Genomic DNA, 24,353 nt, shown 5'->3' on the forward strand with positions numbered 1-24,353 from the left:
CGTGCGGGCCCCTTTTCATGACAGCTTTTTGCTCATGATGACATCCGTCTCCAGAAATCCCGTCTTCTCATACAGCTTCCGCGCCGTTTCGTTATGAGCGAACACATGGAGAGAAATCTTGCGGACACCCAGGTCTTTGGCTTTGTCCTCCAGGCTTGCGAGCGCCTCTTTCGCATAGCCTTTGCCGCGGAAAGGCGGATGAAGGCCGAAATCATAAATAAACGCGTCCTGCTGCGGGTGGTCCGGATCGGCGTGCAACCACAGCCAGCCCGCATTTTCCTTTCCGTCCAATGTCAGCGTCCATAAATAGTGATCGGCCGTCTCCAAGCCGTCAGGAAGCAGGTCTTCAAACGCCAGCTCCGCTAACTCCGGCGCTTCGTCAGGCAGCCATGTTCCCGCTTTTACCTTTTCTTCAGCGTAATGCTTGGTTGAATGGGCGAGATAGGACTGAAATTCTTGTCCTGTCATCGGCTGCAGCGTGATAGCCATTGAATCACTCCTTACAAAACACGGACCGAAAGCGGTATCATGCAGTATTATCCGAAGGCTCCGTTTTCCGCCGGTTTTATGATTTGGTCGGCTTGTGCCGTTGAACCAGTTTGTGCAAATAATCCAATCGAAATGAGACTTGCCAAGGCTGCTGAGAGTACAATGAATTTACATGTTTTCATTACGAATCCCCTCCGTTAATCTCAAAATTTGGTCATTGGCATCAATTGATTCCTGAAAATACTTCGCCGCCAGTTTGTAATTCTCCTGTTTTTTAAAATGCGCCGCGGCTTGATACGACAAATCGGAAACGTCACTCCACAGCTCTTTCCTTCTTAACTCGGCGAAAGCTGATTCAAGCGATTCTTCACTCTGGTCAATAAAGACATGCTGTAAGATGCGCAGCTTTTGGGTGTATACGGGCTCGTTTTTTTCTTCAGCGGCATTCAGCGCTTTATGCAGCCAAAACCGGCCCTCATCCATCTGTTCCTGTTTCAATAACACTCTGGCCAGCATGTACAGACTCCGCACCGAATATGCTGATTGCAAATGCTCCTTTTGATCGAGAGCCGTTTCAAACTCGACCCGCGCCTCCTCAAGCTTTTCCTGTCTTTCATAGCAAATGCCTGCGTTAAAGTGGGCGAGCGCCTCAATATGCGGATCGCCCGCTTTGGCGGCTTGATGAACCGCCGTCTGCAGGAGCTCTTCGGCTTTCTGGTAGTGAAACAAGTCCATTCTGTTACAGCCGATCACCATGAAACACTGTGCTTCTCTGACCGCGTACATTTCATTGGCTTTGTAGATCTCCAACGCTTTTTCCGCGTGGTTCATTGCAAAGTAGTTTTGGCGGATTTCATAGTAGGCAATCGCCACTTGATAATTAAACTCGGCTCTTTCAATCTCATTCGGTATGTGCCGGAGCCTGCTTTCAGCAATCCGGTAAAAATTTATTGCGTTCATAAACCGTTTACGGTAAAACTCGTGCATTCCGGAAAAGAAATAATAATAGTATTGAATCATCTGGTCTGTTTTTTCTTTATCGGCGTTCAGCTGGATCGTTTTTAAAATGCCGTCTGTTTTCTCATACTCTTCCATCAAAAGCTTATAGCGGGAATCAATTAAATTAAAATAAAGGAGCACCGTTTGATTTTGTGTCATATTTTGCAGATCCGTAAGCAGTTGTTCTCTTAACGCCTCAGCCGATTCGGTGTTGTGCTTTTTGATTTCCTCATACCAGTCACTGATTTTTTTCGCAACTGTTTCGTGGGCCATCACCTCAGCCATCTGTCAGGACACCTCCCTTTCCCATTTTGTGTAATAAATATATCATATTTACAGTTCCGAAAAGAGGGTGAAAGCCCTCTAGTTTCCTCATGGCAACAAAAAAACCCCCGCAGGTGCGGAGGCTCATATTTTATAATAGTTTTTTTCCCAACAAAGATTCTACCAGCTCGACCGCTGTTTTGCCGGTTTTGTTTTTGTGATCGAGGATCGGGTTGACTTCGACAAATTCAGCTGAAGTAATGATGTCGGCATCATACAGCATTTCCATTGCCAAGTGGCTTTCACGGTAGCTGATGCCGCCGACGACAGGCGTGCCTACGCCGGGTGCGTCGCTCGGATCAAGGCCGTCGAGGTCAAGGCTGAGGTGAACGCCGTCACAGTCTGACAGGTAGTCAATGGTTTCTTCAATGACCTTTGTCATGCCGAGGCGGTCAATCTCATGCATCGTATAGACCTTCATGCCTGTTTCCTTAATGTATTCACGCTCGCCTTCATCAAGCGATCTCGCGCCGATGATGACGACGTTCTCCGGCTTGATTTTCGGGGCATAGCCGCCCAGGTTCACCAATGTGTCGTGCCCGACGCCAAGGCTGACGGCCAGCGGCATTCCGTGAATATTCCCTGACGGCGATGTTTCCAGGGTGTTTAAGTCGCCGTGTGCGTCGTACCAGATGACGCCGAGCTGTTTATAGTGCTTTGCCGTTCCTGTCAGCGTTCCGATCGCGATGCTGTGATCGCCGCCCAGGACGAGAGGGAACCGCTCATTCTCAATGACGCTGTCCACCTTTTGGGCGAGCTGCTCGTTCCCCGAGAGCACAGAGTTCAGATTTTTCAGCTCTTCATCATTTTTGAGTTTTTCACGATTGACGGGGATGTCGCCTAAGTCTTCCACCGCATACCCCATGTCAGATAACCGTTCAATGAGATGCGCGTAGCGGATGGCGCTCGGGCCCATGTCCACTCCGCGTCGTGCTTGTCCTAAATCCATCGGCATTCCAATAACTGAGATATTCTTGTTCATCCGTTTTTCCACCTCAACATGTTGTATGTTGTCCTGTGCGGGTTTCTCAAAGATGACTTGGACACGAAAAGATTTAAAGCTCTATCTGTTTTTCTGACTGCTTATGCTTTTTTACATACAGATGATAGACGATAACGCACACCGCCATGAACGGGATGCCGCAATAAAGGGCGAGCCGCTGTTCTGAATCAAATGCGAGGCTGATCAGAACGACCGTGTTTAACGTCAGCCCGATAATAGGCAGCACCGGGTACAGCGGTGTTTTAAACTTCAGGTCTTCCACTTTGCCGCCTTCGCGGATGTATTTCCGTCTGAACATCAGCTGTGACAGGGAAATCGTAATCCAGCCGACCTGCGCGCTTAGTCCGGCTAATGATAAGAGAAACATATAAACGGTTTCCGGCGCTGCCACTTTAGACAGCAGTGACAGGCAGGCGACGGCCAGCGTCACGATCAGAGCGTTCATCGGCACCCCGCGTTTATTTGTTTTGCCGAGCGATTTAAAGGCTTGTCCTTCGTTCGCCATGGCATATAAGATACGCGTCGATGCAAACAGGCCTGAGTTGGCCACTGAGAGCAGCGCAATTAAGATAACAAAGTTCATAATATCGGCGGCATATGGAATACCGATTTGTTCAAACACCACGACAAACGGGCTTTCGACCACTCCCGCCTGCTTCCACGGAATCATGCCGGCAATGACGATAATGGAGAGAACGAAAAAGACAAGCGTTCTCCATACCGTCTGCCGGATAGAGCGCGGAATCGTTTTCTCGGGATTTTCACTTTCTCCCGCGGCAACCCCGATCAGCTCCGTTCCCTGGAACGCGAAGTTTACGGTAATCATCGTAATAAGCATAGCCTTAATGCCGTTCGGAAACAATCCATCCTCATAAAAATGAGAGAAGAAAGGAGCCTGCTCGCCGTGTTTCATGTCAATCAGGCCGAACATGGCGGCGCCGCCCAAAATAATAAACAGCAGAATGACTACAATTTTAATGCCGGAAAACCAAAATTCCGACTCAGCGAACGCTTTTGTGGTAATGGCGTTCAAAAGAAACATCAGTCCGACAAACACGAGGCACCACACCCACACGGGAACATGCGGAAACCAGCGGAGCATCAATTGTCCCGCAGATAAAAACTCAATGGCGCATGTCACCGCCCAGCCGAGCCAGTACAGCCAGCCGAATGCGAAACCGAAAGCGGGGCTGATGAATTTGGTTGCGTACGTCTGAAACGACCCTGATACGGGAAGGGCAACCGCAAGCTCGCCTAAGCAGAGCATGGTCAAAAACATAATAAAGCCGCCGACCAGATAAGACAGAACCGCGCCCAGCGGTCCCGCCTGGTTAATTGTAAATCCGGTACTCAGGAAAAACCCGGTGCCGATCACTCCGCCTAATGAAATCATAAACAAATGGCGTGATTTCATTGTGCGCTGAAGCTGATTCTCTTTTTGATTTGTATTCACTATTCTGCACCCCTTCAGCAACTTGTATTGGAACCAAGCCGGTGCTTTGAAACCGATTTGCTGTCCAAAGAGCCTCTATTTGTATATGAATGTTATATTAAATTCATTTTCGTACATAAAGATACATTATACTAAAATACTGTCGCCGCGCAAATAGAGTGTGCTGAATTTTTTATTTGTAAATTCCATACAAGCCGAGGGAAAGCATTGCCGCATCAAGGTTTTACGCGTTTTGAAGCACGTTTGTGATCTTTTGGATCGCCCAGTCCAAGTCTTCCTTGGAAATCATTAACGGCGGTGCAAAACGGATCACGGTATCATGTGTTTCTTTGCATAAAAGCCCTTCGCCTTTCAGCTTTTCACAATAAGGGCGGGCCGCTTCTGTCAGTTCAACGCCGATAAACAGGCCGCGTCCGCGCACGTCTTTTATGATCGGGTTATCAATTTTCTCAAGCTCTTCTTTAAAATAACGGCCAAGCTGAAGGGAACGCTCTGCCAGCCCTTCTTCCTCAAGGACTTCAAGAGATGCGAGCGATACCGCGCAAGCGAGCGGGTTTCCGCCGAATGTCGAGCCGTGGGAACCCGGGTTAAACACGCCGAGAATGTCACGGTTCGCCGCGATGCACGAAATCGGGAAGACGCCCCCGCCGAGTGCTTTGCCTAAGATGAACATATCCGGTACGATATTTTCCCAGTCAACCGCGAATGTTTTCCCTGTGCGGCCGAGTCCCGTCTGAATTTCATCAGCGATCAGAAGTACATTTTCTTCCTTACAAATGGCTGCCGCTTCTTGTAAAAATCCTTCCGGCGGAATGACGATGCCCGCTTCTCCCTGAATCGGTTCGAATAAGAAAGCGGCTGTGTTCGGCGTAATCGCCCGGCGCAGCGCTTCTGCGTCTCCGTATGGAATTAATTTTATACCCGGAAGCATAGGTCCGAAACCGCGTTTATACTCATCTTCTGAAGAAAGGGATACCGCAAGCATCGTTCTGCCGTGGAAGTTGCCGATACACGCAATGATTTCCGCCTGGTTATCCGCTACTCCTTTGACCTCATATGCCCAGCGTCTCGCCGCTTTGACAGCGGATTCAACGGCTTCCGCCCCCGTATTCATCGGCAGAATCATATCTTTTCCGGTCAGCTTGGCTGTTTTCTCATAAAACGGACCGAGCTGATCATTATGGAACGCGCGTGACGTCAGAGTGATTTTATCCGCCTGATCCTTCAGCGCCTGAATGATCTTCGGATGTCTGTGCCCCTGGTTCACCGCAGAATAAGCACTCAGCATATCCATATATTGATTACCTTCAGGGTCTTTTACCCAAACACCCTGCGCCTCGGAAATAACAATCGGCAGAGGATGATAGTTGTTCGCGCCGTAATGTGAAGTTTGGCTGATAATTTCTTGAGATTTTGTGAAAGCTGACATAATCTGATTCCCCCTTGTTTTGTAATCATTCAACATTAGATCTTGCTTTCCCTTTTTATAAAGCAAGTTCCGTGCCAATCCGAAAAAACGGGATGTTTCGCCAGCATTCTTTCTTTTCCCGCAAAATTTTCCGGCAGTTTGCGTGCAAACTTCAGCCAAGCGCAAAATTTTTTTGCGTTTTCCGCTGACAAAATAGGAGCAATCCAATTAGATTGCTCCTACTCAACAGTTATTTATTCAATTGTCTCTGATATACAATGTAAGAATATAGTAAAGATAATATAATACAGCCGATTGCCGCAATGAAAATGACTGACACTCTATACACCGGCGGCAAAAAAGCTGCAAGCATCATGAGTATGCCCGCTAAGACAAAAATTTTCGAACTAACCCTGTGTGTATCCTTCCAAACTCTTTCACTGCTCAGCGTCCAAGGCGTTCTTATCCCTAAAAAGTAATTAGGCTTAACTTTCTGAATAAAGTTTCCAAACACCATGAAAATGACTCCCACTATAAAGTTTCCTAAATAAGATATAGGGAGATCATATCCCAGGCCGGTCAAGATGGTCATCAGATTAATGACAAACAGAACCGCAAACAATGTATTAAATATAGCCATATATGGCCGGATAAATGTTTTGTAGTTATTTTTAGGATCAATCTTAGGGATGATAACCATTAAAATATATTGAATAATCATGATGCCAATAAGCATCACCATTGCATTAAATTTAGAAGTGTAATCATTTGCGCTTCCGTTTAATCCCCAGTGTGTCGCCAAATTGTCCGGTAAAGATGAATATGTGAAAGCCCATGTGAAAACAGTTAAAACTATGATTCCTGCTGAAAAGAAATATTTTTTCATGATTCCCCGCCTTTCTTATTATCATGTTCTGAATCAGTCAGAGAAAAGAACCAGCCTATAAGATCCTGTAATACAGTGGTATTTAATGAATACATAATAAATTGGCCTTTCCTCTCATCGTGAACCAAATCAGTATTTTTCAATATGGTAAGGTGATGAGAAATACTGGGTTTTGACATGTCGAAGTGTTCCGCAATTTCACCAGCTGTCATGTCTTGTTTCTTTAATAAGTCCAAAATTCTTCTCCTTGTAGGATCGGCCAGTGCTTTAAAAGCTTTATTCAAAAACTTTCCCCCTCTCATACGTACATGATTTAGATATTTAAGTATATATCTAAATATCAACCATTTTCCTAAAAAATTCAATGGTTTTATTAACTAAATTTCCATTTATTTTTAAATATCGTTCAAGCGCAAAATTTTTTTGCGTTTCCTGTTCGATTTATTTTAAAATAATGAATGTTAAGACGATTGAGAGGGGGAATTGACCTGCACACAACCAGCGAATTTTACACACTCGTGTTACAAAGCATTCTGGAAGAGATTGATGTCGGGCTGCATGTGGTGGACGAGAAGGGCAGCACCGTCATTTACAATAAGAAAATGATGCAGATTGAAGATATGGATGAACGGGACGTCCTGCATAAAAACCTGACTGATGTATTTATGTTTTCCAATCAGCAGGACAGCACGCTCGTTCAGGCCCTTCAAGAAGGCAAAACGATTAAAAACGTGAAGCAAAGCTATTTTAATAACAAAGGCCAGGAAATCACGACGATCAACCACACCTTCCCGATTGTGCAAAACGGCGAGATCAAGGGCGCCGTGGAGATCGCCAAGGACGTCACCAAGCTCGAACGGCTGATCAGGGAGAACATGCACAGGAAAGAACAGAACAGCTACACGTTTGACAGCATTCTCGGCAACAGCCCGGTCATTCGGGAAGTCATCGAAAACGCGAAACGGGCAACCCGTACGTCATCGTCCGTTCTTTTGGCCGGCGAGACGGGAACGGGCAAGGAACTGTTCGCCCAAAGCATTCACAACGGCAGCCAGCGCTCAGGCGCCCCGTTCATCTCACAAAACTGCGCCGCCCTGCCGGATAGTCTGGTCGAAAGTATTTTATTCGGCACGAAAAAAGGCGCCTTTACCGGAGCCATCGACCAGCCCGGCTTATTTGAGCAGGCGCAGGGAGGCACCCTGCTCCTTGATGAGATCAACTCTCTCAATCTCAGCCTGCAGGCAAAACTGCTCCGCGCCCTGCAGGAAAAGAAAATCCGGCGCATCGGATCAGCTCAGGACAAACCGATTGACGTCCGCATCATCGCCACGATGAATGAAGACCCGATCACCGCCATTTCAGAAGAGCGGCTGCGCAAAGATTTATACTACCGCTTAAGCGTTGTCACGCTGATCATTCCCCCGCTCCGGGAGCGCAAGGAAGACATTCTGCCTCTGGCCGAAGTGTTTATCCAGAAAAACAACCACCTGTTCCAAATGCATGTCGATTCGATCAGTGACGATGTGCAGCGATTCTTCCTGGAATATGACTGGCCGGGCAACATTCGCGAGCTTGAACATATGATTGAAGGCGCCATGAACTTTATGACGGATGAAACGACGATTACGGCGGCCCACCTGCCTTACCAATACCGGATGAAAATCAAACCCGCTGACACGGAAAGCAAAGCCGCCGCAAGCACCCAGCCCGGCACCGATTTAAAAGACAAAATGGAAAACTTCGAAAAATACATGATCGAAAAAACCCTGAGAAAACACGGCAATAACATATCCAAAACGGCAAACGAGCTCGGAATCAGCAGACAGAGCCTGCAATACCGCCTGAAAAAATTCGGTCTGGACCGGATGAAATGAATCCATACAAAAAAAGGCTGAGATGCTCCTCAGCCTTTCGTCAGGTTATATCTGATTGGCAAGCCGCTCTCCGGTAAACCAAAAGTTCTCACTCACTGCCAATGTATGTTCCGTATTCTCGACTTGATGCCACCAATGGCGCGGCGCGTAAATGATTTCTCCCGCCTTTTGTCTGAAGCGGATCGGAGACGCCTTTTGCACCAGCGGTTTTTGCTCAATGTCTTTTTCATCAAAGACATTGATATTTCCTTCGTACAAATACGGAGAGTCGTCCGGATGATAGAAGATCCATTCCTTCTCCCCGAAGATGACGCCGTTCCACGCGTGCGTGTTGTTAAAATCCTGATGCAGCGGCGTGCCTGTCTGCTTAGAACCGAGAAAGAACCATTTCCAGTCCCGTCCCGTTTCTTCATCCGCTCTCAATGTGTCTTTTGTAAAATACTCGGGTGCGGAATAGACAAGGTCTAAGTCATTTTGGTTCAGCTGCGTAAAATTCCAGTCACAGTACCATTTGTCATCATTCTGATCAATGTACTCGATATAGTTGGAAAGCTTTACTTGTTTAAACGTTTTGACCCCTTCGATATCTGATTTCCGGATGGTGACCATTCTGTCTCCATAGTGTTCATCAATGTATTCAAGCGTCCACGGCCTGCATTCCCAGTGATCCATTGCCCCCGTCAAAATAAAAGGTTTCTTATCAGCATACTCGCTTACAAAAAGATCGTACGATAACTCATTGATTGTCAGTCTGTCAATGGTCATATCCATTCCCCTTTTATTCGGCAATCTGCCGTTTTTTTTGTTTGGCGTAACTGTATGGACCTGAAAAGATGGTGACGTTTTGATTCTCAAGCCAGAAAATCTTGTTGAACTTCTCCAGCAGGTTTCTGTCGTGAGAAACGCAGATGATGGTGCCTTGAAACTGCATCAGGCTGTTTTCGAGAATTTCCTGAGATTCAATATCCAAGTGGTTGGTCGGCTCATCCAGGATCAGGACATTCAGCTTTTTTTCCATTAAGATGGACAGCTTCAGCCTGATTCTTTCACCGCCCGACAGGACGGAAAGTTTTTTAAAGACCGACGACCCGTAAAATCCGTACTTGGCCAGCATATTCCGGGCCATGCCCTCTTCAGTCAGCAGATTTTCTTTAAAGAATTGCAGAATCGTCTGACTCGAATCTCCGACGTGGCTCTTTTGATCAATGTAGCCTATCTTAAGATTTTCCCCCACTTTAATGGTGCCGTCCGACAGTTCTCTTTCCCCGATGATGCAGCGGATCAGCGTTGTTTTGCCGACGCCGTTTCTGCCGACGATGCCGATTCTGTCTTTATGCTTTATGCGCAGGTTCACATTTTGATATAAAAGGGAAGATCCGTTGGTCACCTTTCCGTTTTCAATGAACACAATATCTTTTGAACCGGCGCCCGCTTCCTGAAATGCGTTTTTTAATTTTTGCTCCGTCCGGACCGGCTTATTGATCAGCTCAATCCTTTTCAGCGCCTTTTCCATATTATTCGCGCGTCTGTGCAGGCCGACAGACGGCGGATTCGAGCGGTTGGCCCAATCTCTCAGCTGGGCGATGGATTCCTTCATCTTCTGTATTTTTCTCTGCTGTTCTTCATATTTCTCAAACTGGGCGATGATGAATTCTTCCCGCTTTTTCAAGTATTCGCTGAATCCGTAAGGCCAAATCTTCACCTCGGTATCGTCAATCTCGAGCACCTTCATCGCCGTTTGATCGGCAAACGTTTTATCGTGGGTCGTAAACAGAATGGTTTTGTTCGATTTTTTAATAAACCCTTCAAGCCACTCAATCGCATGGACGTCCAAATGGTTGGTCGGCTCGTCCAGCAGTATAACGTCGTCGTTGCGGATTAAAATTTCAGCAAGGCCGGCTTTTGTCTTTTCGCCGCCGCTCAGCTTTGAAAACGGCTGATCCTTTAATTCGCTGAGGCTGAGCCCATTGCATACTTCATCAATCATCGCATGCATCTGGTAGCCGTTGTTCCGCTCAAATGTTTCCGTGTATTGACTGTACTTTTCCAATAAAGCAGTCAGCTCGTCATCACTCATCGGTTCCGAAAGCTTCAGCTCAATGGCCTTCATTTCCTTCTGGATCGCCGCGAGAGCTTCAAACGATTTTTCCAGATATTGATACAACGTCAGATCCTCATGGGGATCAGCGATCTGCTTCAGCAAACCGACCTTCGCCCCTTTGTTGATCGCAATCGTTCCTTCATCTGCCTCAAGCTCTCCGGAAAGCACCCTGAACAGCGTGCTTTTGCCGGAACCGTTCGGCCCGGCCACGAGCACTTTTTCGCCTTCATTGATGAAAAAAGAAACTTGTTTGAAAATGGTATCTCCCGCTAAATTTACCGTAAGATTATGAATATTCAGCAACTCACATCATCCCTTTGTCATTCTGGTTCAAAGCTCGACTTTATTCTGGATGGCGACGCTCGCTTTCAGTTTGTAAAAGCTGAGCATCATAAACAGCGACAATAAGATGGATAATACCCCGATTGCGGTCAGCAGCAAAGCTGAATCAAAATAGTCCGTTAAGAATCCGATAAACGGAAAGGCAATGAACATGAAGAGCGAGGTCATCAAACTGATAATGGACAGCAGCGTTGCTCTCGTTCTGGACGGAATCTCATTATTCACCACCTGACTGGATACGGGTTCTATCACATCATAGAGCGCGTTAATGACGACAAAAGCTGCAATCGTCACGTACAGACTGCCCGAAGGTATAAACAGATAGGCCGCCCCGATGATGCAGAATGTCAGCAGAAGCACGCGCCTCGGCGTGAATTTTTCCGCCGGCTTTGAAGAAAAGATGGAGCACAGCGCCTGCAAGATGGAGAGTCCCGCAAAAATAATGGATATATTGCGCACGGACAGCCCTTCCTGACTTAACAAATCTTGTCCGTACATATAAAAAACCGATGTAATCGCAAAGAAAACGGAGAGTGACAGCACCAGATATTTAAAGGCTTTGTTCAGCCTGAAGAAATCTTTGACTTCTTTTAAGATGTCACCGACCGTCTGCGTTTCGTGTTCACTGTTTTCAAATTTGATTTCCGTCAGCTGTGTAATGACCGCCATCGCAATCAGCTGAGTGACAATCCCGGCGATAAACACATACGACCATGATATTTCCTGCAAGTAGCCGCCGATGCCCATGGCAATCGCAAGACCGAGTATGACAAGTCCGTTATAATTTCCGATGGATTTGCCGTACCACTTTTCTTTCCCTTGTTCTTTCAGTGAATCAAACAAAAAGGCGTGATCCGTTCCTGATATAAACGTCAGCCCGATACCGTATATAATATGGGCGATGAAGAGGGCGATGAAGTTATGGAAGCTCAGGAACATCACCAAATAGATAATGACCATAAAATGGCCGAGCAAGAGCGATTTTTTTCTCCCGATTCTGTCCGAGATGACGCCGCTCGGCACTTCCGCCAGAAACATCGCCAAATTCAGGACCGATTGCAGGATGCCCACAAGAAACAATGAATAATTCATGCTTGTTAAATATAAAATCCAAATTCCCCGTTCGAAAAAGAAGTTTCCGAAAAAACCGGAGAAGTAAAGCAAATTTCGATTCCGCAAATGAATACCCCTTTCCAGCTATCTGCATTTAACATCATGAACAGAAAGGAGCCCGTCAGTCTTTACACTAAAACCCTCTATACATGGATCTTGCAGATACAGACTTTTCCCAAAACAAATTGGGCAATAATGAGTTGTATTCTCGAATAACCCAAAAAGTTCCTTCTTTTTTTCAGATCCTATGGCATCAATGATCGTTTTTTTCTTCTCCGGATCGCTGATGTCGCGGATGAAATATTTGATATAGCTCAGCTCATGCATGTAAGCCGGCAGGAACAAATGGAGCTCAATATCAAACCCGCTTTTATCCATATGGTAATAATCATTGAAATGACTGACGCGGGAGACGGATACGTCCGCTCCGGCCCGCCGAAACAGATCAGCCAGCCTTTCAATGATCTCTCCGTTGGGATAATAATCGGCATAAACGATTCGGACCGGTTCTTCTTTTGTCAAAAGGGGCGGATCTTTCTGCGGTGTCCTCCCGCTTTCCCATATACCGATCAGTGAATCAGTCGGTGTGATGATATGCCCCAAATCCCCGGCCAGCTTTTGTTTATCAAAATAATGCTGAATGAAAGTTCTCAGCATGTCGTCCTTTACCTTGAAGGTAAATAACATCGGCAAATGATTTTCTTTAAAATCAGCATATTGCCGATACCTCATGTTTAAATGATGAAACTGGGTGTGGCAGGTCACGTCCGTTTGATTCGTTTCGTACAGCCCGATGCTTTTTTCCAGATCATCATTCAAAATAAATTGGATGGTCTGAACCGTGCGGTGATCCGCGGGCGTCATTTTATATTGCGGATTCCGCTCAAATTCCAGCCCCTTCTCAAACGTTCGCTTGAATCGGTACGGGCCGTTTTCCGGCACATCGCCCCCGGCGGTCGCCGGAATCAGAAAGCTGCTCTGCAAAACGGATTCTATTTCATCAGACGGCTCGTCTAAGGTGACTTCAAAGCGTTTTTCGCCCGTTACGTTCACCCCGAGCTGATCGGATGAGACGAGGCCTTTTACATACGGAACGGCCTGTTTTATGTTCAGGAAACTGCCGAGATGGGGGCTTTGATTTTCTTTCGTCAGATGATAGATGATCGTTTGAACCACACCCTCGGCGTCACCTAAATAGTCCGGGTGAATGTCCACCTGACAGGTGCGGGGATCTTTGCGGATAATCCGGCAGTTATAGCCGTCCTGCAGGCTTTCATACATAATGCTGCAAATCATCTTGCTTGTGTAATCCTGCGTATCTAATGGGTTCAAGCGTATCGGGCTTGTGTCGATTTCTATTTTCAGAGGGTCGCCCGGTTTTCTCGCCGTACGATGCATCGTCTTCATAAAGCGCTTTCCTTTTGAGAAAGCTTCGTTTCTGTAATATGAAGGCCGTCAAAGTCCAGGCCGATGCGGGTATTCAGGGATTTCGGGCTTCCGCCTGCAAGGTATGTGATAATGTCATGAGACATAAACGAGGATATAATACCGTTTGTCGCTCCTAAGGAACCTTTGATCGGTTCATCGGGGTAACAGTTCAGAAGTCCGGCCGGCATGTTTTTTTCATAAGTGACGCCGGATTGATAGGATTCAGGCGTGAGCAGAGGCCCCCATTGGCCGCTGAAGCTGCCGACACCCCCGGTCATAAACGCGATATTCCGCTCCTTACAATACCGGTAAACCCATTCAGAAATGTTATGGGGTTTGTCAGCGGCATTTATGACGATATCAATTTCGTACGGATCTAACACACGCAGGTCCTGCGGCTGTGTAATTTCCTGATGGTAAAGTGCTGCGTCCGCATGGGGATTGATACCCGCAATATAATCTCTGCATTCTGAGATCTTTAATTTGCCTACAGAAGATTTATTATAGACGAATTGTCTGTTCAGGTTATGTACTGATACGGCATCGAAATCAATGAGAATAAAATGCTGCATGCCCGCCGCCAAAAGATTTTGAAGAATGATCGTTCCGACGCCCCCCAGACCCACGATCGCTGCCCTGCTGCCGTCTAATCTCTTTTGGATCAGATTGGGGTTTTGGTTGTATTTCTCAAAATGATACAGCTGCTTTTCAGTGATGCGGCCTTCACGGCCGTTTTGCCATGGCTCTATTAAAGCATCCAATTTCATTAACGCATCGAAAAACTGGTTTCCCGCTTCCTCTCCCAGAAGATCAGAAAGCTCTTGTTTTTCACAGCCGGTGATCAGCCGTTCAACCGCCTCTTTGATCTCACTCGTATGCGCAAGCTTAATCGCCTTTCGATATTGAATGATAATATGCGCCGTGTAGGTCAGCACCTGCACGCTGTCTTTAAATTTCCAGCGCTTACAGTCAGTTGACATCATGACATACCCCCTGAAAGATAATAACTCCCCAATGAGGGGAGTCACGGCTTTACTAGCAGCGATGCACCAAGCTTGCTGTTTCTGTATCAAGATCAAGTTCTTCAATCTTCATCAGTACACACCCCCTTTACCAATAACTAGATATTATCATCAATATTGGAAAAGGACAAGTTATTTTTTGAAAATTTAGAATTTATATATAAATTGTGATATTTCTTCCTGCTTCCCGGTTTATCCCGGCAGCCGGATGATGAACACGGAGCCTTTTCCCTGCTCACTTTTCACTTCAATTGTTCCGTTATGGCTGTCGATAATGGTTTTGGTAATGGCAAGACCCAGCCCCGCGCCGCCGGATTGACGGGATCGGGAGGTTTCCGCCCTGTAAAACCGGTCAAACAAATGAGGCACATGCTCCGGAGCGATTCCCGTTCCGTTATCCGCAATCATAAGCATGATTCCTCCGTCTTTCTGCAGGGAGACGGTGATGACACCCGTGTCTTCATCCGTATGCTGCACCGCATTGTAAAATAGATTGAGAATGACCTGCTTCATTTTGTCTTTGTCAAAAACGGATTCTATCTTTTGATCGACAAAGAACTCGAGCTTCCGGTTTCTCGCGAGCAGCTTCAACTGAGCCTCCATTTCCAAAATGACGTCTCCCAATGCGCCTTTTTTCATTTCAAAGCTCGGCACCCGGTCAATCTTCGCGAGAAACAGAAGATCCTCTATCAGCTTATTTGCCCTGGCGGATTCCGCGTACATGCTTTGAAGCGCTTTTTCTTTCTGCTCCGGCTTCTCCGCCGCTCCGCGCATTAAAATTTCGATAAAGCCGTGAATGGAGGTAAGCGGCGTTCTCAGCTCATGTGATGCGTCTGATACAAACTGCCGGATTCGTTCCTTCGCTTCTTTTTCCGCCTGAAAAGAGGTTTCAATCCGTTCCAGCATCTGATTGATGGAGATGCCCAATGACTCAATTTCGGCCTGCTTCCTATCGATCGGCAGCCGTTTATCGAGACTGCCGGCATTAATGTCACCCATCATACGCACAATGCGGGACAGCGGCTTGAGTGTGAGCCGGATCACCGGCAAGAAAACAAACAGTCCGATGACCAAAGCCGCAAAGGAAAGCACCGCGAAAATGCTGATCTGGCGGAAAAGCGAATCATTCAGAGGCTGGGTCAGCGTGCTCATCTGCACAACTCCCGCCTGCCTGCCGTCAACGGAAATCGCCTGAAACACGACGATGATTTCCTCACCCGCCTTATTGTGAGCCACCTGATAGTGAAGCGCCATTGTATCTGTCAGCGCATCCTGATACACTTTTTTCGGAAAAGAAGGAGCGGCCCCCGCGTGCGGGTCTTCTGATAAAACAGACATCTTGTATGATTGATTGATAAAAGCAACCGTCACCCCGGGGTAAATCAAATTCGGATGAGCCGATGTTTCGGAACGGGCAAGGGTTTTGATTGACCTCCATACGCTTTGATCCATTGAATTGATATAACTCTGAATGCTGATCGCCTGATTTTCATACATCGTCCGTGTCATAAACATGTACTGAGTGCCGCCGATGAAACATAACAGCAAGGCCAAAATCGCCAGTGACCTGAACAGGAGCTGGAATCGCAGGGTTCTGTACAGCCGTTTCATGCCAGATCCACCCTGTACCCGGCGCCCCGAACCGTGCGAATCACCTTGTGTTCTTTGTCCTTCAGCTTTTCGCGCAAAGAACGGATGTACACCTCGACGATATTGTCTTCCCCGTAAAAATCATAGCCCCATACCTGATCGAGAATCCTCGTTTTGCTGAGAACCGTTCCGTGGTGGAGCACTAAACATTTCAGCAGTTCATATTCGGTGGCGGACAGCTTCAAAGGCTGTTCATTGTAAATAATCTCTCTGCTCCGGTCATCGATTCGGAAGGGGCCGAGCACCACCTCATCGAAAAGATGCGGAAACTGGTTGCGGATTCTTGCGTAAATTCTGGCAAGCAGCTCCTCAAAGCTGAACGGTTTGATCATGTAATCATCAGCGCCTTCAATCAGCGCCTTTACGCGAAACTCTACTTCATCCTTCGCGGTCAGCATGATGATGGCGGTATTGCTTGTTTTCTTGAGCATTCTTGACAGCTCAAGCCCATCCATTCCCGGCATCATCACGTCCAAAACGGCAATATGAGGCTGAAATGTTTTCACAAGATTCATCGCCGACATCCCGTCTGCCGCGGACATCACTTCAAACCCTTCATTGACAAGCCCCATCGTTAAAAAATCAATGATGGCGGGCTCGTCGTCTACAATCAGCACCTTGATGCCTTTCAACTTATCCATGATGCAGTCTCTCCTTAGATGTATCAGCCTGTGTTTATTTTTTTCGCTTCCCCTTCTATTATTCGCTTTTATCTGAAACAAAACTGAATCTAAGCTGAAAATCCGCTGAATTCAGGAAGTTTTCAGCTTAGATTCATGTTGTTTTCAGTTTGGGTCTTTACAATAAGCCTTAGTTGGGAAGCCAACAATGAAATGTTTAAGGAGGAATATATGATGGGAATTACAAAAGTTTTATCAGGAGCTGCACTGGGGACCATACTTTCAATCAGTTCTTTAACTTCAGCGCATGCGGCTGTCATTCATAAGGATGACGCAGCGCAGACGAAAGTGGAAACGAAACAGCAGGCTTCCGTTTCTATCTCTAAAGCGAAAGAGACCGCATTGAAAAACTGCAGCTGCAAAGGCGCCGTTCAATCAGCGCAAATGAAAAAAGTCAACGGCGCTTACGTATATGTTGTCAACGTCCTTGACGTAAAAGGAAAGCAGCACACCGTCAATGTCAACAGCTCCAGCGGAAAAGTCGTGAAACACCAAATTGAAAAGAAACAGCAATTCATTTCAAAATCCGGCGCTGAAAAAATCGCCGTGAAGAATTGCAAAGGAACAGTGAAGTCTTCTGAGCTGAAGACCGAACATAACGCTATGGTTTACGTGGTTCAGGTGTCAGGACAAGACGGGAAGCTTCACACATTCCATATCAATTGTAAAAACAGCAAAATCGTCAAACATGATATAAAGAATAACCAGCAACACATGACCCGTGCAAAAGCGGAATCGTTCGCACTCAGCCATTGCAAAGGCGCTGTGAAATCCGCTCAAATGAAAAAAGAAAACGGCGTATCAGTCTATGTTGTCAGCATATTCGGCCAGGACGGCAAGCTTCATACGCTCCACATGGACGGCAAAAGCGGAAAAATCCTGAAAGAAGAAGTGCAGAAAAAACAAGTGATGATCGCTTCTAAAAAAGCGCATTCCATCGCGCTCAGCCATTGCAAAGGCGCTGTGAAATCGTCTGAAATGAAGAAAGAAAACGGCGTCTACAAGTACATCGTGAAAATCACTGCCCAAAACCATACGGAACAAACGGTGAAAGTAAACGCTCAAAACGGAGCCATCTGTAAATAACAAAAAATAAGCTCTGCCGGCAGTTTCATCTGCCGCTTCAATTCAGCAGCACCAGTCTGTTTCAATCACAAAGTTCTAAGTTCATGTCTACCTTTTCTAAATATACCCATTTTTAACTGAACGTGTTGTGACCCACGTTCAGTTCTTTTTTTATGGCTTCTGAAAAAAGGCATAAAAAAAGCGCCCTGAAAAAGGACGTTTGATATGACATGTTTCATTTTCTTAAATTCTGCATTCTAAAATAATTCTTCCTTCACATTCACCTTCAATTTCATTCAATACGATGATCACATCAGCCGTTTTCATGTGTTTCACCTCCCCGTTTTCATAATAGTATAATATTAACAAATAAATCAATAAAAAACAGCCCGGAAATCCGGGCTGTTTTTTTATTTCTGTAATCGATCCGCTTCTGTCAGTTTGACTTCCGCTGTTTTTTTCTTTCCCGAACGGTAGAACGTGATGTTCACACGGTCGCCGATCTTTTTGCGATACAGGCGCTCACGGAGATCCACAACGTCATTGACCTTATGTCCGTCGAACCCGGTAATCACGTCGAGCTTTTTCAAACCCGCTTTTCCGGCCGGTGAAAACGCGTCGACACCCATAATGACCGCCCCGGTTTTAATGCCTTTCGGAAGTTTCAGCGTCTGGCTCCAATGGTAGCTCGCAATATCCGTTAAGGATTTCATCTCAATACCGAGGAAAGGCCGTCTGACTTCTCCGTATTTTTCTAAATCCTGAATAACGGGAATGACAAGCTTTGACGGGATGGACAGGCCGATGCCTTCAACGGCGGATTCAGCGATCTTCATTGAGTTGATGCCGACCACCTTGCCCGATATATCCATCAAAGCGCCTCCGCTATTGCCGGGATTAATCGCGGCGTCGGTCTGCAGCACTTCCGCATTCCAATCCGGCTGTCCGTCGCCGTTTGAGTCAACGGGCACTGCCCTTTCCGTGCCTGAAATGATCCCCTGTGTCACTGATCCCGCAAATTCAAGCCCGAGCGGATTTCCGATCGCAATGACCGGTTCTCCGACTTTGACTTGATCAGAATTGCCGAACTGGGCGGCCGATTTGATTTTATCAGACTTCACCTTCAGCACGGCGAGATCCATCAGACGGTCGCTCCCGATCAGCTCAGCAGGCACGCGTGAGCCATCCTTCAGGCTGATCTCAATTTCAGTCGCACCTGCAATGACATGGTGATTGGTTACGATATAAGAAGTGTTTCCGTTCTTTTTGTAAATGACGCCCGATCCGCTTCCCGCTTCGCCGCCCTCTCCCCAAATATCGGTCTTTTGGATATTGAGAACACCGACTACCGAACCTGATACACGGCTGACCATATTCGTGACAGCATCGTTGACATTGACGTTGACTGTTTTCACCTGTTCGCTGCCGAGACGCTGGCTGGTGCTTTTGCTGCTTTCTCCATGGTCTCCGCCTGTCCAGTACGGCAGCAGGAAAGCCATGAGCGCGGCCCCGACGATGACGCCGATCAGACTTGATAGAAAGTACCCTCTCTTGCTGCGGCGGGGCTGTTCGGAGGCGTACTGTTCATCATCGCGATTATAATCCACCCTATTTCAAATCCTTTCAAGAGTACTCGATTTGCTTATAGTGTGGGTCAGATCGCGGATTAATAATCATGATTCATTTGGAAAAATTACACGGCGCACAGCGGCGTCGGGATTTTCGGATCGGTATCAAATAACTGAAACGTTTCCCCGGCGACAAATCCTTTCGCAGCCAATGTCTGCTGCACGGACATTCTCGCCAGTTCCTTCATATTGTTGTCCTGGCTCAGATGCGCCAAATAGATGCGCGATGTGCCGTCGCCGATGACATCAGTCATGGCGAGCGCCGCGTCTTCATTCGAGACGTGGCCGACATCGCTTAAAATCCGCCGCTTAATGCTCCAAGGGTATCTGCCCATTTGCAGCATGCCGACATCATGGTTGCTTTCAAACACAAACACATTGGCCGAACGGATAATGCCTTTCATTCTGTCGCTCACATACCCGGTGTCCGTCATCAGCGCGAGCTTTCTGCCTTGGTAGTGGAAAACATAAAACATCGGCTCGGCCGCGTCATGAGAGACGCCGAATGACTCAACATCAAGCCCGCCGAAGGATTTCACGCTTTCCATCGGGAACAAAAACTTTTGTCCGGTATCCAGCTTGCCGATCTGATTCTCCATCGCTTTCCACGTCTTTTCATTCGCGTAGACGGGAAGACCGTACTTTCTCGCAATGACGCCGAGCCCTTTAATATGGTCGCTGTGCTCGTGAGTGACAAAGATGCCGTCGACGTCGTCTATCTTGCGGCCGATTTTCTCCATCAGCCCGTCCATCGCTTTACCGCTCAGGCCGGCATCCACCAGAAAAGAGTGCTCCTCTGTCTCCAGATAAAACGCGTTTCCGGTACTCCCGCTCGCAAGCACGCTAAATTGCAAGCCCATTGTGTCTCACTCCATTATTTATTTTGATTGTTATCAATGACTGTGCTTTCCAATGCGTTCACAGTGTACGTTTGCAGTGTCTTTTTCTTCGTCCCTTTTGACTTATCTTCAATTGTAATTCTCCATACCGGCGCCAGCACCTGCGTACTTGTCAGCGGATATTGGGCAATATAGCCGAACTTAACGCTTTTAACGGCGCAATTCGCTTTTAAGTAATTTTGAGAATACAATAATTCGACCGCATCCAGCTCAGGAATCAGGCTCTCCGTCTGGATTCGCTTGAATGACTCCAGCATGGTCTGCTCGTAAGATACGACCTCGTTTTTATCGTTCAGATGCAGAATCACCTGTCCGATCGCATCCGTGGACGAGTCAAAATCCTGATAAATAAACTGGCCGTCATACATCTGGTAAAAAATGATCTGTTTTTTATCCTTGTCGACTTTCCACAGTTTATATTTTTCACCGCCGGTTACTTTAGAGCTGACGAGCGATTCCGCATCCTCCTGCGTTTTTTGCTTCGATAAACCGACCGGATCGGTAAATTTCATTTTCAGCGTCGTAACCTTGTGATCATCCGCCGGCATCTCCATTAAAGGCTTTTGATCTTTCAAAGCATCAATATCTTCGGCGGTAAATACCTTTTGGCCCGCCGTCAGCCGGTAGCCCGTCGCGGAATCAGAGGACAGGTTGCCGAAAGTGATATGATCCATCTCCATGTCTTTTTCCACATTTGAATTTTTAATCACTTCGTATTCACTGCTCGAGCGTTTTTCAAAAAACTGATAGCCGAGAAAAATATCGAGGATGAGGAAGGCAATGATGAAGATCGTTTTTGTCTTATTCCACTCCATTATCGTCCTCCTCCTTCCCCAGCAGATCTTTCGTAATCGGGACGATCTTCCCGTTGATTTTCATACTCCAGACGGGTTCCAGTTCAACGAGATCATTCGTTGATGAAGAGACCATTTGATAGGACAGGAAGATCTGGTCGATTTTATTCACGTCGTATTTATCCTGCTGCTCCAGCAGAGACACAACCTCATTGCCGTTCATCATTTTTACGTCTTTTGTTTTAATCGGATTCGGTCCGAGAACATAGTTCGGCCGCTTGTAGCTGAGAACCTCGTCATTGGCCCATTGCAGGGTCAAAACAGGTCCGGATCCGAAAGGCTTAGACGTGCTGTTGATCACGGGCATTTGGTCTTTAAACATGTAGAAACTCAGCTGCTGGTTATCACTCACATTGAAAAATTGATAATGATCCGTCCAGCTTCCCGTATCCTCTAAATATTTATAGCTTTTCTTAATCAGCTCGCCTGTTTGATAAGAAGCGCTTTGTGCCAGGTTCCGATGCTGGAATTGAATCTGCCGCTGTGTCGAATTGATTTCCAGACGGCTGATTCCGTCAGTCAGCACATTCCGATTGTAATTCGGGTCTTCTCTGACCGTGCTCGGATCATTAAAAAGCGTCTGCTTAAACAGGTTCGTCTTAATGGTTTCAGTGATAAATTCTTTTTCCTTCATATTAAACCGCGCATTCGGCATGAGAAATTCTTTGCTTTTTCCGACCGAATAGAGGTGGTATAACGGCATACTCGACTTTTTGCTGTACAGCTCATTCATCAGATTGCGGTAATTCGCCGATTCCACAGTCACTTCCAAAATCAGCTGCTTGCTGTATGAGACCATGTAAATCTTCTTATTCGTCTTATTCTCATTAAACGGAATGACAATATGGTCAAATGAGCTGTATTCCATTGACGGATTCGACCATTTAAACATCGTTTGGAAGAAATCAATCGGAATGGTGTCATTGAATTGCAGATCGAGCTTTGCCGAATTGCCGTTTCTGCCGTAAAGCCAATTTTTAAAACCGAGCTTGTCGTATTGATCGGAAATATCCTTCATCCCTTTTACTTCCCATTGCGGCAAATCCGCCCACAGGTCATTAAAGAGCGTCTCATCATTCACTTTGTAATGAGAGCCGTTTGTATGAATAAACATATCCCGGGGTTTTACCGTTTGCGACACTTTTTGGCTCGTTTTATCAATTTTATGCTTTTCCCGGACAGTCGATTTGGTTGAGGCCGTGCCTTCTGAAAAATTGGGCTGGAATGTCCAAATTCCCCATGTTAAAACAAGACTAATGACGACCAGCACTGACAGTATGACTGTTTTTATATTTTCACGCCTCATCCCAATCATCCTCTTGCTCTTCTTTATATGGAAGAGTAAATGTAATCTTCGTTCCTTTGCCTTCTACACTGTCGGCCCAAATGTCTCCGCCGTGCGCCTGAACCATCTCTTTTGCAATCGCAAGGCCGAGCCCGGTGCCGCCGAGTTTTCTCGTGCGCGCTTTATCCACTCTGTAGAAACGGTCAAAGACTTTTTCCACATCTTTTTTCGGAATGCCGATACCTTCATCTTTTACGCTGATATAAAGCAGCTCTTCTTTCTCATTCACATCGACTGAGAAAGTGACATGTCCGCCTTCCGGTGAGTATTTCAGTGCGTTAGAAATGATATTATCGAGAACCTGCGTCACTTTATCCTGATCAATCTCCACGTACAGATTTCTGTCCGGAAGCTCGCGGATAAATTCGACATGCTGTTCTTTCGTCATTTCAAAACGATCGATAATCAGTGACATAAAGCGGATCATATGAATCCACTCCCGATTAAACTGATAATCTTTGCTGTCGAATTTAGAAAGCTGAAGCAGGTCGTTCACCAATCTGATCATGCGCTCAGTCTCATTTTGGGTCACCATTAAGAAACGCGGAGCGATATCTTTGTTTTCCCACGCGCCTTCTGCAAGCGCCTCTAAATAGCTTCGCATGGTCGTCAGCGGTGTCCGCAGCTCATGAGACACGTTGGCAACGAACTCTCTGCGCTCCCGATCGAGTTTTTCCTGTTCGGTGACATCATAAAGAACCGCGATTAAACCGTCGATTTTTCCGTGCTCTCTCTGAATAACGGAAAAATTCACCCGCAGTACAGTCGTTTCATCGTCACGTTCGATCTCCAGCAGCATTGAATCCTGCTGTTCTACTAGATCCTCAAATGTAAAGTTCTCTTTTATGCCCAATAAAGACGTAATCGGCATCTCTAAAGCCGTTTCACGTGAAACATTCAGCAGCTCAAGCGCAGGGCTGTTTAAAAGAATAATAGCCCCGTTGCGATTCGTTGCAATGACACCGTCCGTCATATACGCGATAACGGAAGAAAGCTTTCTTCTCTCCCCTTCCGTCATGGCTTGGGCATCTTCAAGCTCTCTCGTCAGATGGTTGAACGTCGTTGCGAGCTGACCGATTTCATCATGCCCGTATTTCCGCACCTTTCTGGAGAAATTCCCTTTTGCCAGTTCCATCGCCTGCTTACGCATATCTGACAGCGGATGGGTAATGGTGCGGGCGAGAAAAATACCGAGAAGAGCCGTCAGAACAAGGGCTAAGCCTGTTCCTGAAGCAAGAATCGAGTTGACGGTTTTCATCTGGTTAAAGGTATCTTCCATACTGGCCACGACATAAATCGCGCCGACAACTTCCTGATTCTCTGTGACGACAGGTTTTGCTGAAATCAGCACTCTGTTTTTGCTTTTAGGATCATAATATTTTTTTGAATAGGCCTGTTTTGTTGAGAAAATCCGTTTAAAAATCGGGTCAGTCGTCTGTTTCCCCGCTATTTCCTCGCCATAAGGCCTCGAAGAACCGACGACCTCATAGCTTTTATCAACAAATGTAATCTCCCGTATTTCATTATTTTTCGTAAAATCATTCAAAATCCGTTTGACGTCATCTTTAATGACGGTGCTGTCATTGTCTCCTTTATATTCCTGCTCAATATAATAGGAAAGATTGTCAATCCGCTGATTTAACGATAATTCATAGGACTTGAGAAGAGAATTCTCCACCTGTTTCACAAAGTACACGCCGATAATCTGCATGGCGATGATAATGAGAAGCACATAGATCAGCGTGATCTTAAACTGAATCGACCGAAAAAAACCAACCTTATTCATCGCC

22 protein-coding genes are annotated in these 24,353 nt (G+C 46.5%); 2 read left to right on the forward strand and 20 right to left on the reverse strand.

The genetic code is table 11. The features are described 5' to 3' along the window. Nucleotides 1-15 precede the first annotated feature (15 nt). The 8 genes from AR442_RS17575 to AR442_RS17605 all read right to left on the reverse strand — a co-directional run bounded on the left by AR442_RS17575 (nt 16) and on the right by AR442_RS17605 (nt 6,846). On the reverse strand, nt 16-489 hold the full coding sequence (locus AR442_RS17575; RefSeq protein ID WP_053285284.1) for a GNAT family N-acetyltransferase: 474 nt from the start codon (nt 487-489) through the stop codon (nt 16-18). 47 nt (nt 490-536) lie between these two features. After that, nucleotides 537-671, reverse strand: coding sequence for a hypothetical protein (locus AR442_RS21010; RefSeq protein ID WP_004393139.1), 135 nt, complete (start codon nt 669-671; stop codon nt 537-539). Further along, nucleotides 658-1,773 carry a response regulator aspartate phosphatase gene (locus AR442_RS17580; protein ID WP_053285283.1) on the reverse strand — a complete coding sequence of 372 codons (1,116 nt, stop codon included), beginning with the start codon at nt 1,771-1,773 and terminating at the stop codon, nt 658-660. The genes AR442_RS21010 and AR442_RS17580 overlap by 14 nt, the downstream gene beginning before the upstream one ends. A gap of 130 nt (nt 1,774-1,903) precedes the next feature. Then, complete coding sequence (gene rocF / locus AR442_RS17585) at nt 1,904-2,794, reverse strand: arginase (RefSeq protein WP_007407883.1); 891 nt, start codon at nt 2,792-2,794, stop codon at nt 1,904-1,906. A 73-nt stretch (nt 2,795-2,867) separates the two neighbouring features. Continuing rightward, nucleotides 2,868-4,268: an amino acid permease gene (locus AR442_RS17590; RefSeq protein ID WP_021494640.1), complete on the reverse strand. Its 1,401-nt coding sequence runs from the start codon at nt 4,266-4,268 to the stop codon at nt 2,868-2,870. Between the two features lie 223 nt (nt 4,269-4,491). Then, complete coding sequence (locus AR442_RS17595; RefSeq protein WP_004393130.1) at nt 4,492-5,697, reverse strand: ornithine--oxo-acid transaminase; 1,206 nt, start codon at nt 5,695-5,697, stop codon at nt 4,492-4,494. A gap of 229 nt (nt 5,698-5,926) precedes the next feature. After that, nucleotides 5,927-6,562 carry an SdpI family protein gene (locus AR442_RS17600; protein ID WP_053285282.1) on the reverse strand — a complete coding sequence of 212 codons (636 nt, stop codon included), beginning with the start codon at nt 6,560-6,562 and terminating at the stop codon, nt 5,927-5,929. After that, the gene (locus AR442_RS17605) at nt 6,559-6,846 is read right to left on the reverse strand and encodes an autorepressor SdpR family transcription factor (protein WP_015240946.1); all 288 of its coding nucleotides are present in this window, start codon (nt 6,844-6,846) and stop codon (nt 6,559-6,561) included. The genes AR442_RS17600 and AR442_RS17605 overlap by 4 nt, the downstream gene beginning before the upstream one ends. A gap of 174 nt (nt 6,847-7,020) precedes the next feature. Between AR442_RS17605 and AR442_RS17610 the strand changes: the two genes are divergently transcribed. Next, nucleotides 7,021-8,436: a sigma-54 interaction domain-containing protein gene (locus AR442_RS17610; protein WP_053285281.1), complete on the forward strand. Its 1,416-nt coding sequence runs from the start codon at nt 7,021-7,023 to the stop codon at nt 8,434-8,436. Nucleotides 8,437-8,481: 45 nt separating this feature from the next. On the opposite strand, the gene AR442_RS17615 is transcribed toward AR442_RS17610, so the two are convergent. From AR442_RS17615 to AR442_RS17645, 7 genes are all read right to left on the reverse strand, one after another. Further along, the gene (locus tag AR442_RS17615) at nt 8,482-9,201 is read right to left on the reverse strand and encodes a cupin-like domain-containing protein (RefSeq protein ID WP_007407887.1); all 720 of its coding nucleotides are present in this window, start codon (nt 9,199-9,201) and stop codon (nt 8,482-8,484) included. Nucleotides 9,202-9,214: 13 nt separating this feature from the next. After that, the gene (locus AR442_RS17620; protein ID WP_007614956.1) at nt 9,215-10,840 is read right to left on the reverse strand and encodes an ABC-F family ATP-binding cassette domain-containing protein; all 1,626 of its coding nucleotides are present in this window, start codon (nt 10,838-10,840) and stop codon (nt 9,215-9,217) included. Between the two features lie 27 nt (nt 10,841-10,867). Next, nucleotides 10,868-12,058 carry an MFS transporter gene (locus AR442_RS17625; RefSeq protein ID WP_012118887.1) on the reverse strand — a complete coding sequence of 397 codons (1,191 nt, stop codon included), beginning with the start codon at nt 12,056-12,058 and terminating at the stop codon, nt 10,868-10,870. An 18-nt stretch (nt 12,059-12,076) separates the two neighbouring features. Further along, nucleotides 12,077-13,399, reverse strand: coding sequence for a periplasmic substrate-binding domain-containing protein (locus AR442_RS17630; RefSeq protein ID WP_014419334.1), 1,323 nt, complete (start codon nt 13,397-13,399; stop codon nt 12,077-12,079). Then, a complete protein-coding gene (locus tag AR442_RS17635) occupies nt 13,396-14,403 on the reverse strand; it encodes a ThiF family adenylyltransferase (RefSeq protein ID WP_017418501.1) in 1,008 nt (335 codons plus the stop codon). The genes AR442_RS17630 and AR442_RS17635 overlap by 4 nt, the downstream gene beginning before the upstream one ends. A 231-nt stretch (nt 14,404-14,634) precedes the next feature. After that, nucleotides 14,635-16,053: a sensor histidine kinase gene (locus AR442_RS17640; RefSeq protein ID WP_021494634.1), complete on the reverse strand. Its 1,419-nt coding sequence runs from the start codon at nt 16,051-16,053 to the stop codon at nt 14,635-14,637. Continuing rightward, a complete protein-coding gene (locus AR442_RS17645; protein WP_053285280.1) occupies nt 16,050-16,733 on the reverse strand; it encodes a response regulator transcription factor in 684 nt (227 codons plus the stop codon). Before AR442_RS17645 ends, AR442_RS17640 begins: the two co-directional genes overlap by 4 nt. A gap of 213 nt (nt 16,734-16,946) precedes the next feature. On the opposite strand from AR442_RS17645, the gene AR442_RS17650 reads away from it, so the two are divergent. Further along, a complete protein-coding gene (locus AR442_RS17650) occupies nt 16,947-17,858 on the forward strand; it encodes a PepSY domain-containing protein (RefSeq protein WP_017418499.1) in 912 nt (303 codons plus the stop codon). A 389-nt stretch (nt 17,859-18,247) separates the two neighbouring features. Here AR442_RS17650 and AR442_RS17655 read toward each other — a convergent pair whose 3' ends face one another. From AR442_RS17655 to walK, 5 genes are all read right to left on the reverse strand, one after another. Beyond that, nucleotides 18,248-19,444: a S1C family serine protease gene (locus AR442_RS17655; protein ID WP_053285279.1), complete on the reverse strand. Its 1,197-nt coding sequence runs from the start codon at nt 19,442-19,444 to the stop codon at nt 18,248-18,250. An 86-nt stretch (nt 19,445-19,530) separates the two neighbouring features. Further along, nucleotides 19,531-20,325, reverse strand: coding sequence for an MBL fold metallo-hydrolase (locus AR442_RS17660; RefSeq protein WP_007407895.1), 795 nt, complete (start codon nt 20,323-20,325; stop codon nt 19,531-19,533). A 14-nt stretch (nt 20,326-20,339) separates the two neighbouring features. Further along, nucleotides 20,340-21,179, reverse strand: coding sequence for a two-component system regulatory protein YycI (locus AR442_RS17665; protein ID WP_014419340.1), 840 nt, complete (start codon nt 21,177-21,179; stop codon nt 20,340-20,342). Next, nucleotides 21,166-22,524 carry a two-component system activity regulator YycH gene (gene yycH, locus AR442_RS17670; protein ID WP_014419341.1) on the reverse strand — a complete coding sequence of 453 codons (1,359 nt, stop codon included), beginning with the start codon at nt 22,522-22,524 and terminating at the stop codon, nt 21,166-21,168. Before yycH ends, AR442_RS17665 begins: the two co-directional genes overlap by 14 nt. Continuing rightward, the gene (gene walK / locus AR442_RS17675; protein ID WP_004393106.1) at nt 22,514-24,349 is read right to left on the reverse strand and encodes a cell wall metabolism sensor histidine kinase WalK; all 1,836 of its coding nucleotides are present in this window, start codon (nt 24,347-24,349) and stop codon (nt 22,514-22,516) included. Before walK ends, yycH begins: the two co-directional genes overlap by 11 nt. Nucleotides 24,350-24,353: the final 4 nt, after the last annotated feature.

Origin of the sequence: Bacillus velezensis (assembly GCF_001461825.1) — a bacterium.
GTDB classification, from domain to species: domain Bacteria; phylum Bacillota; class Bacilli; order Bacillales; family Bacillaceae; genus Bacillus; species Bacillus velezensis.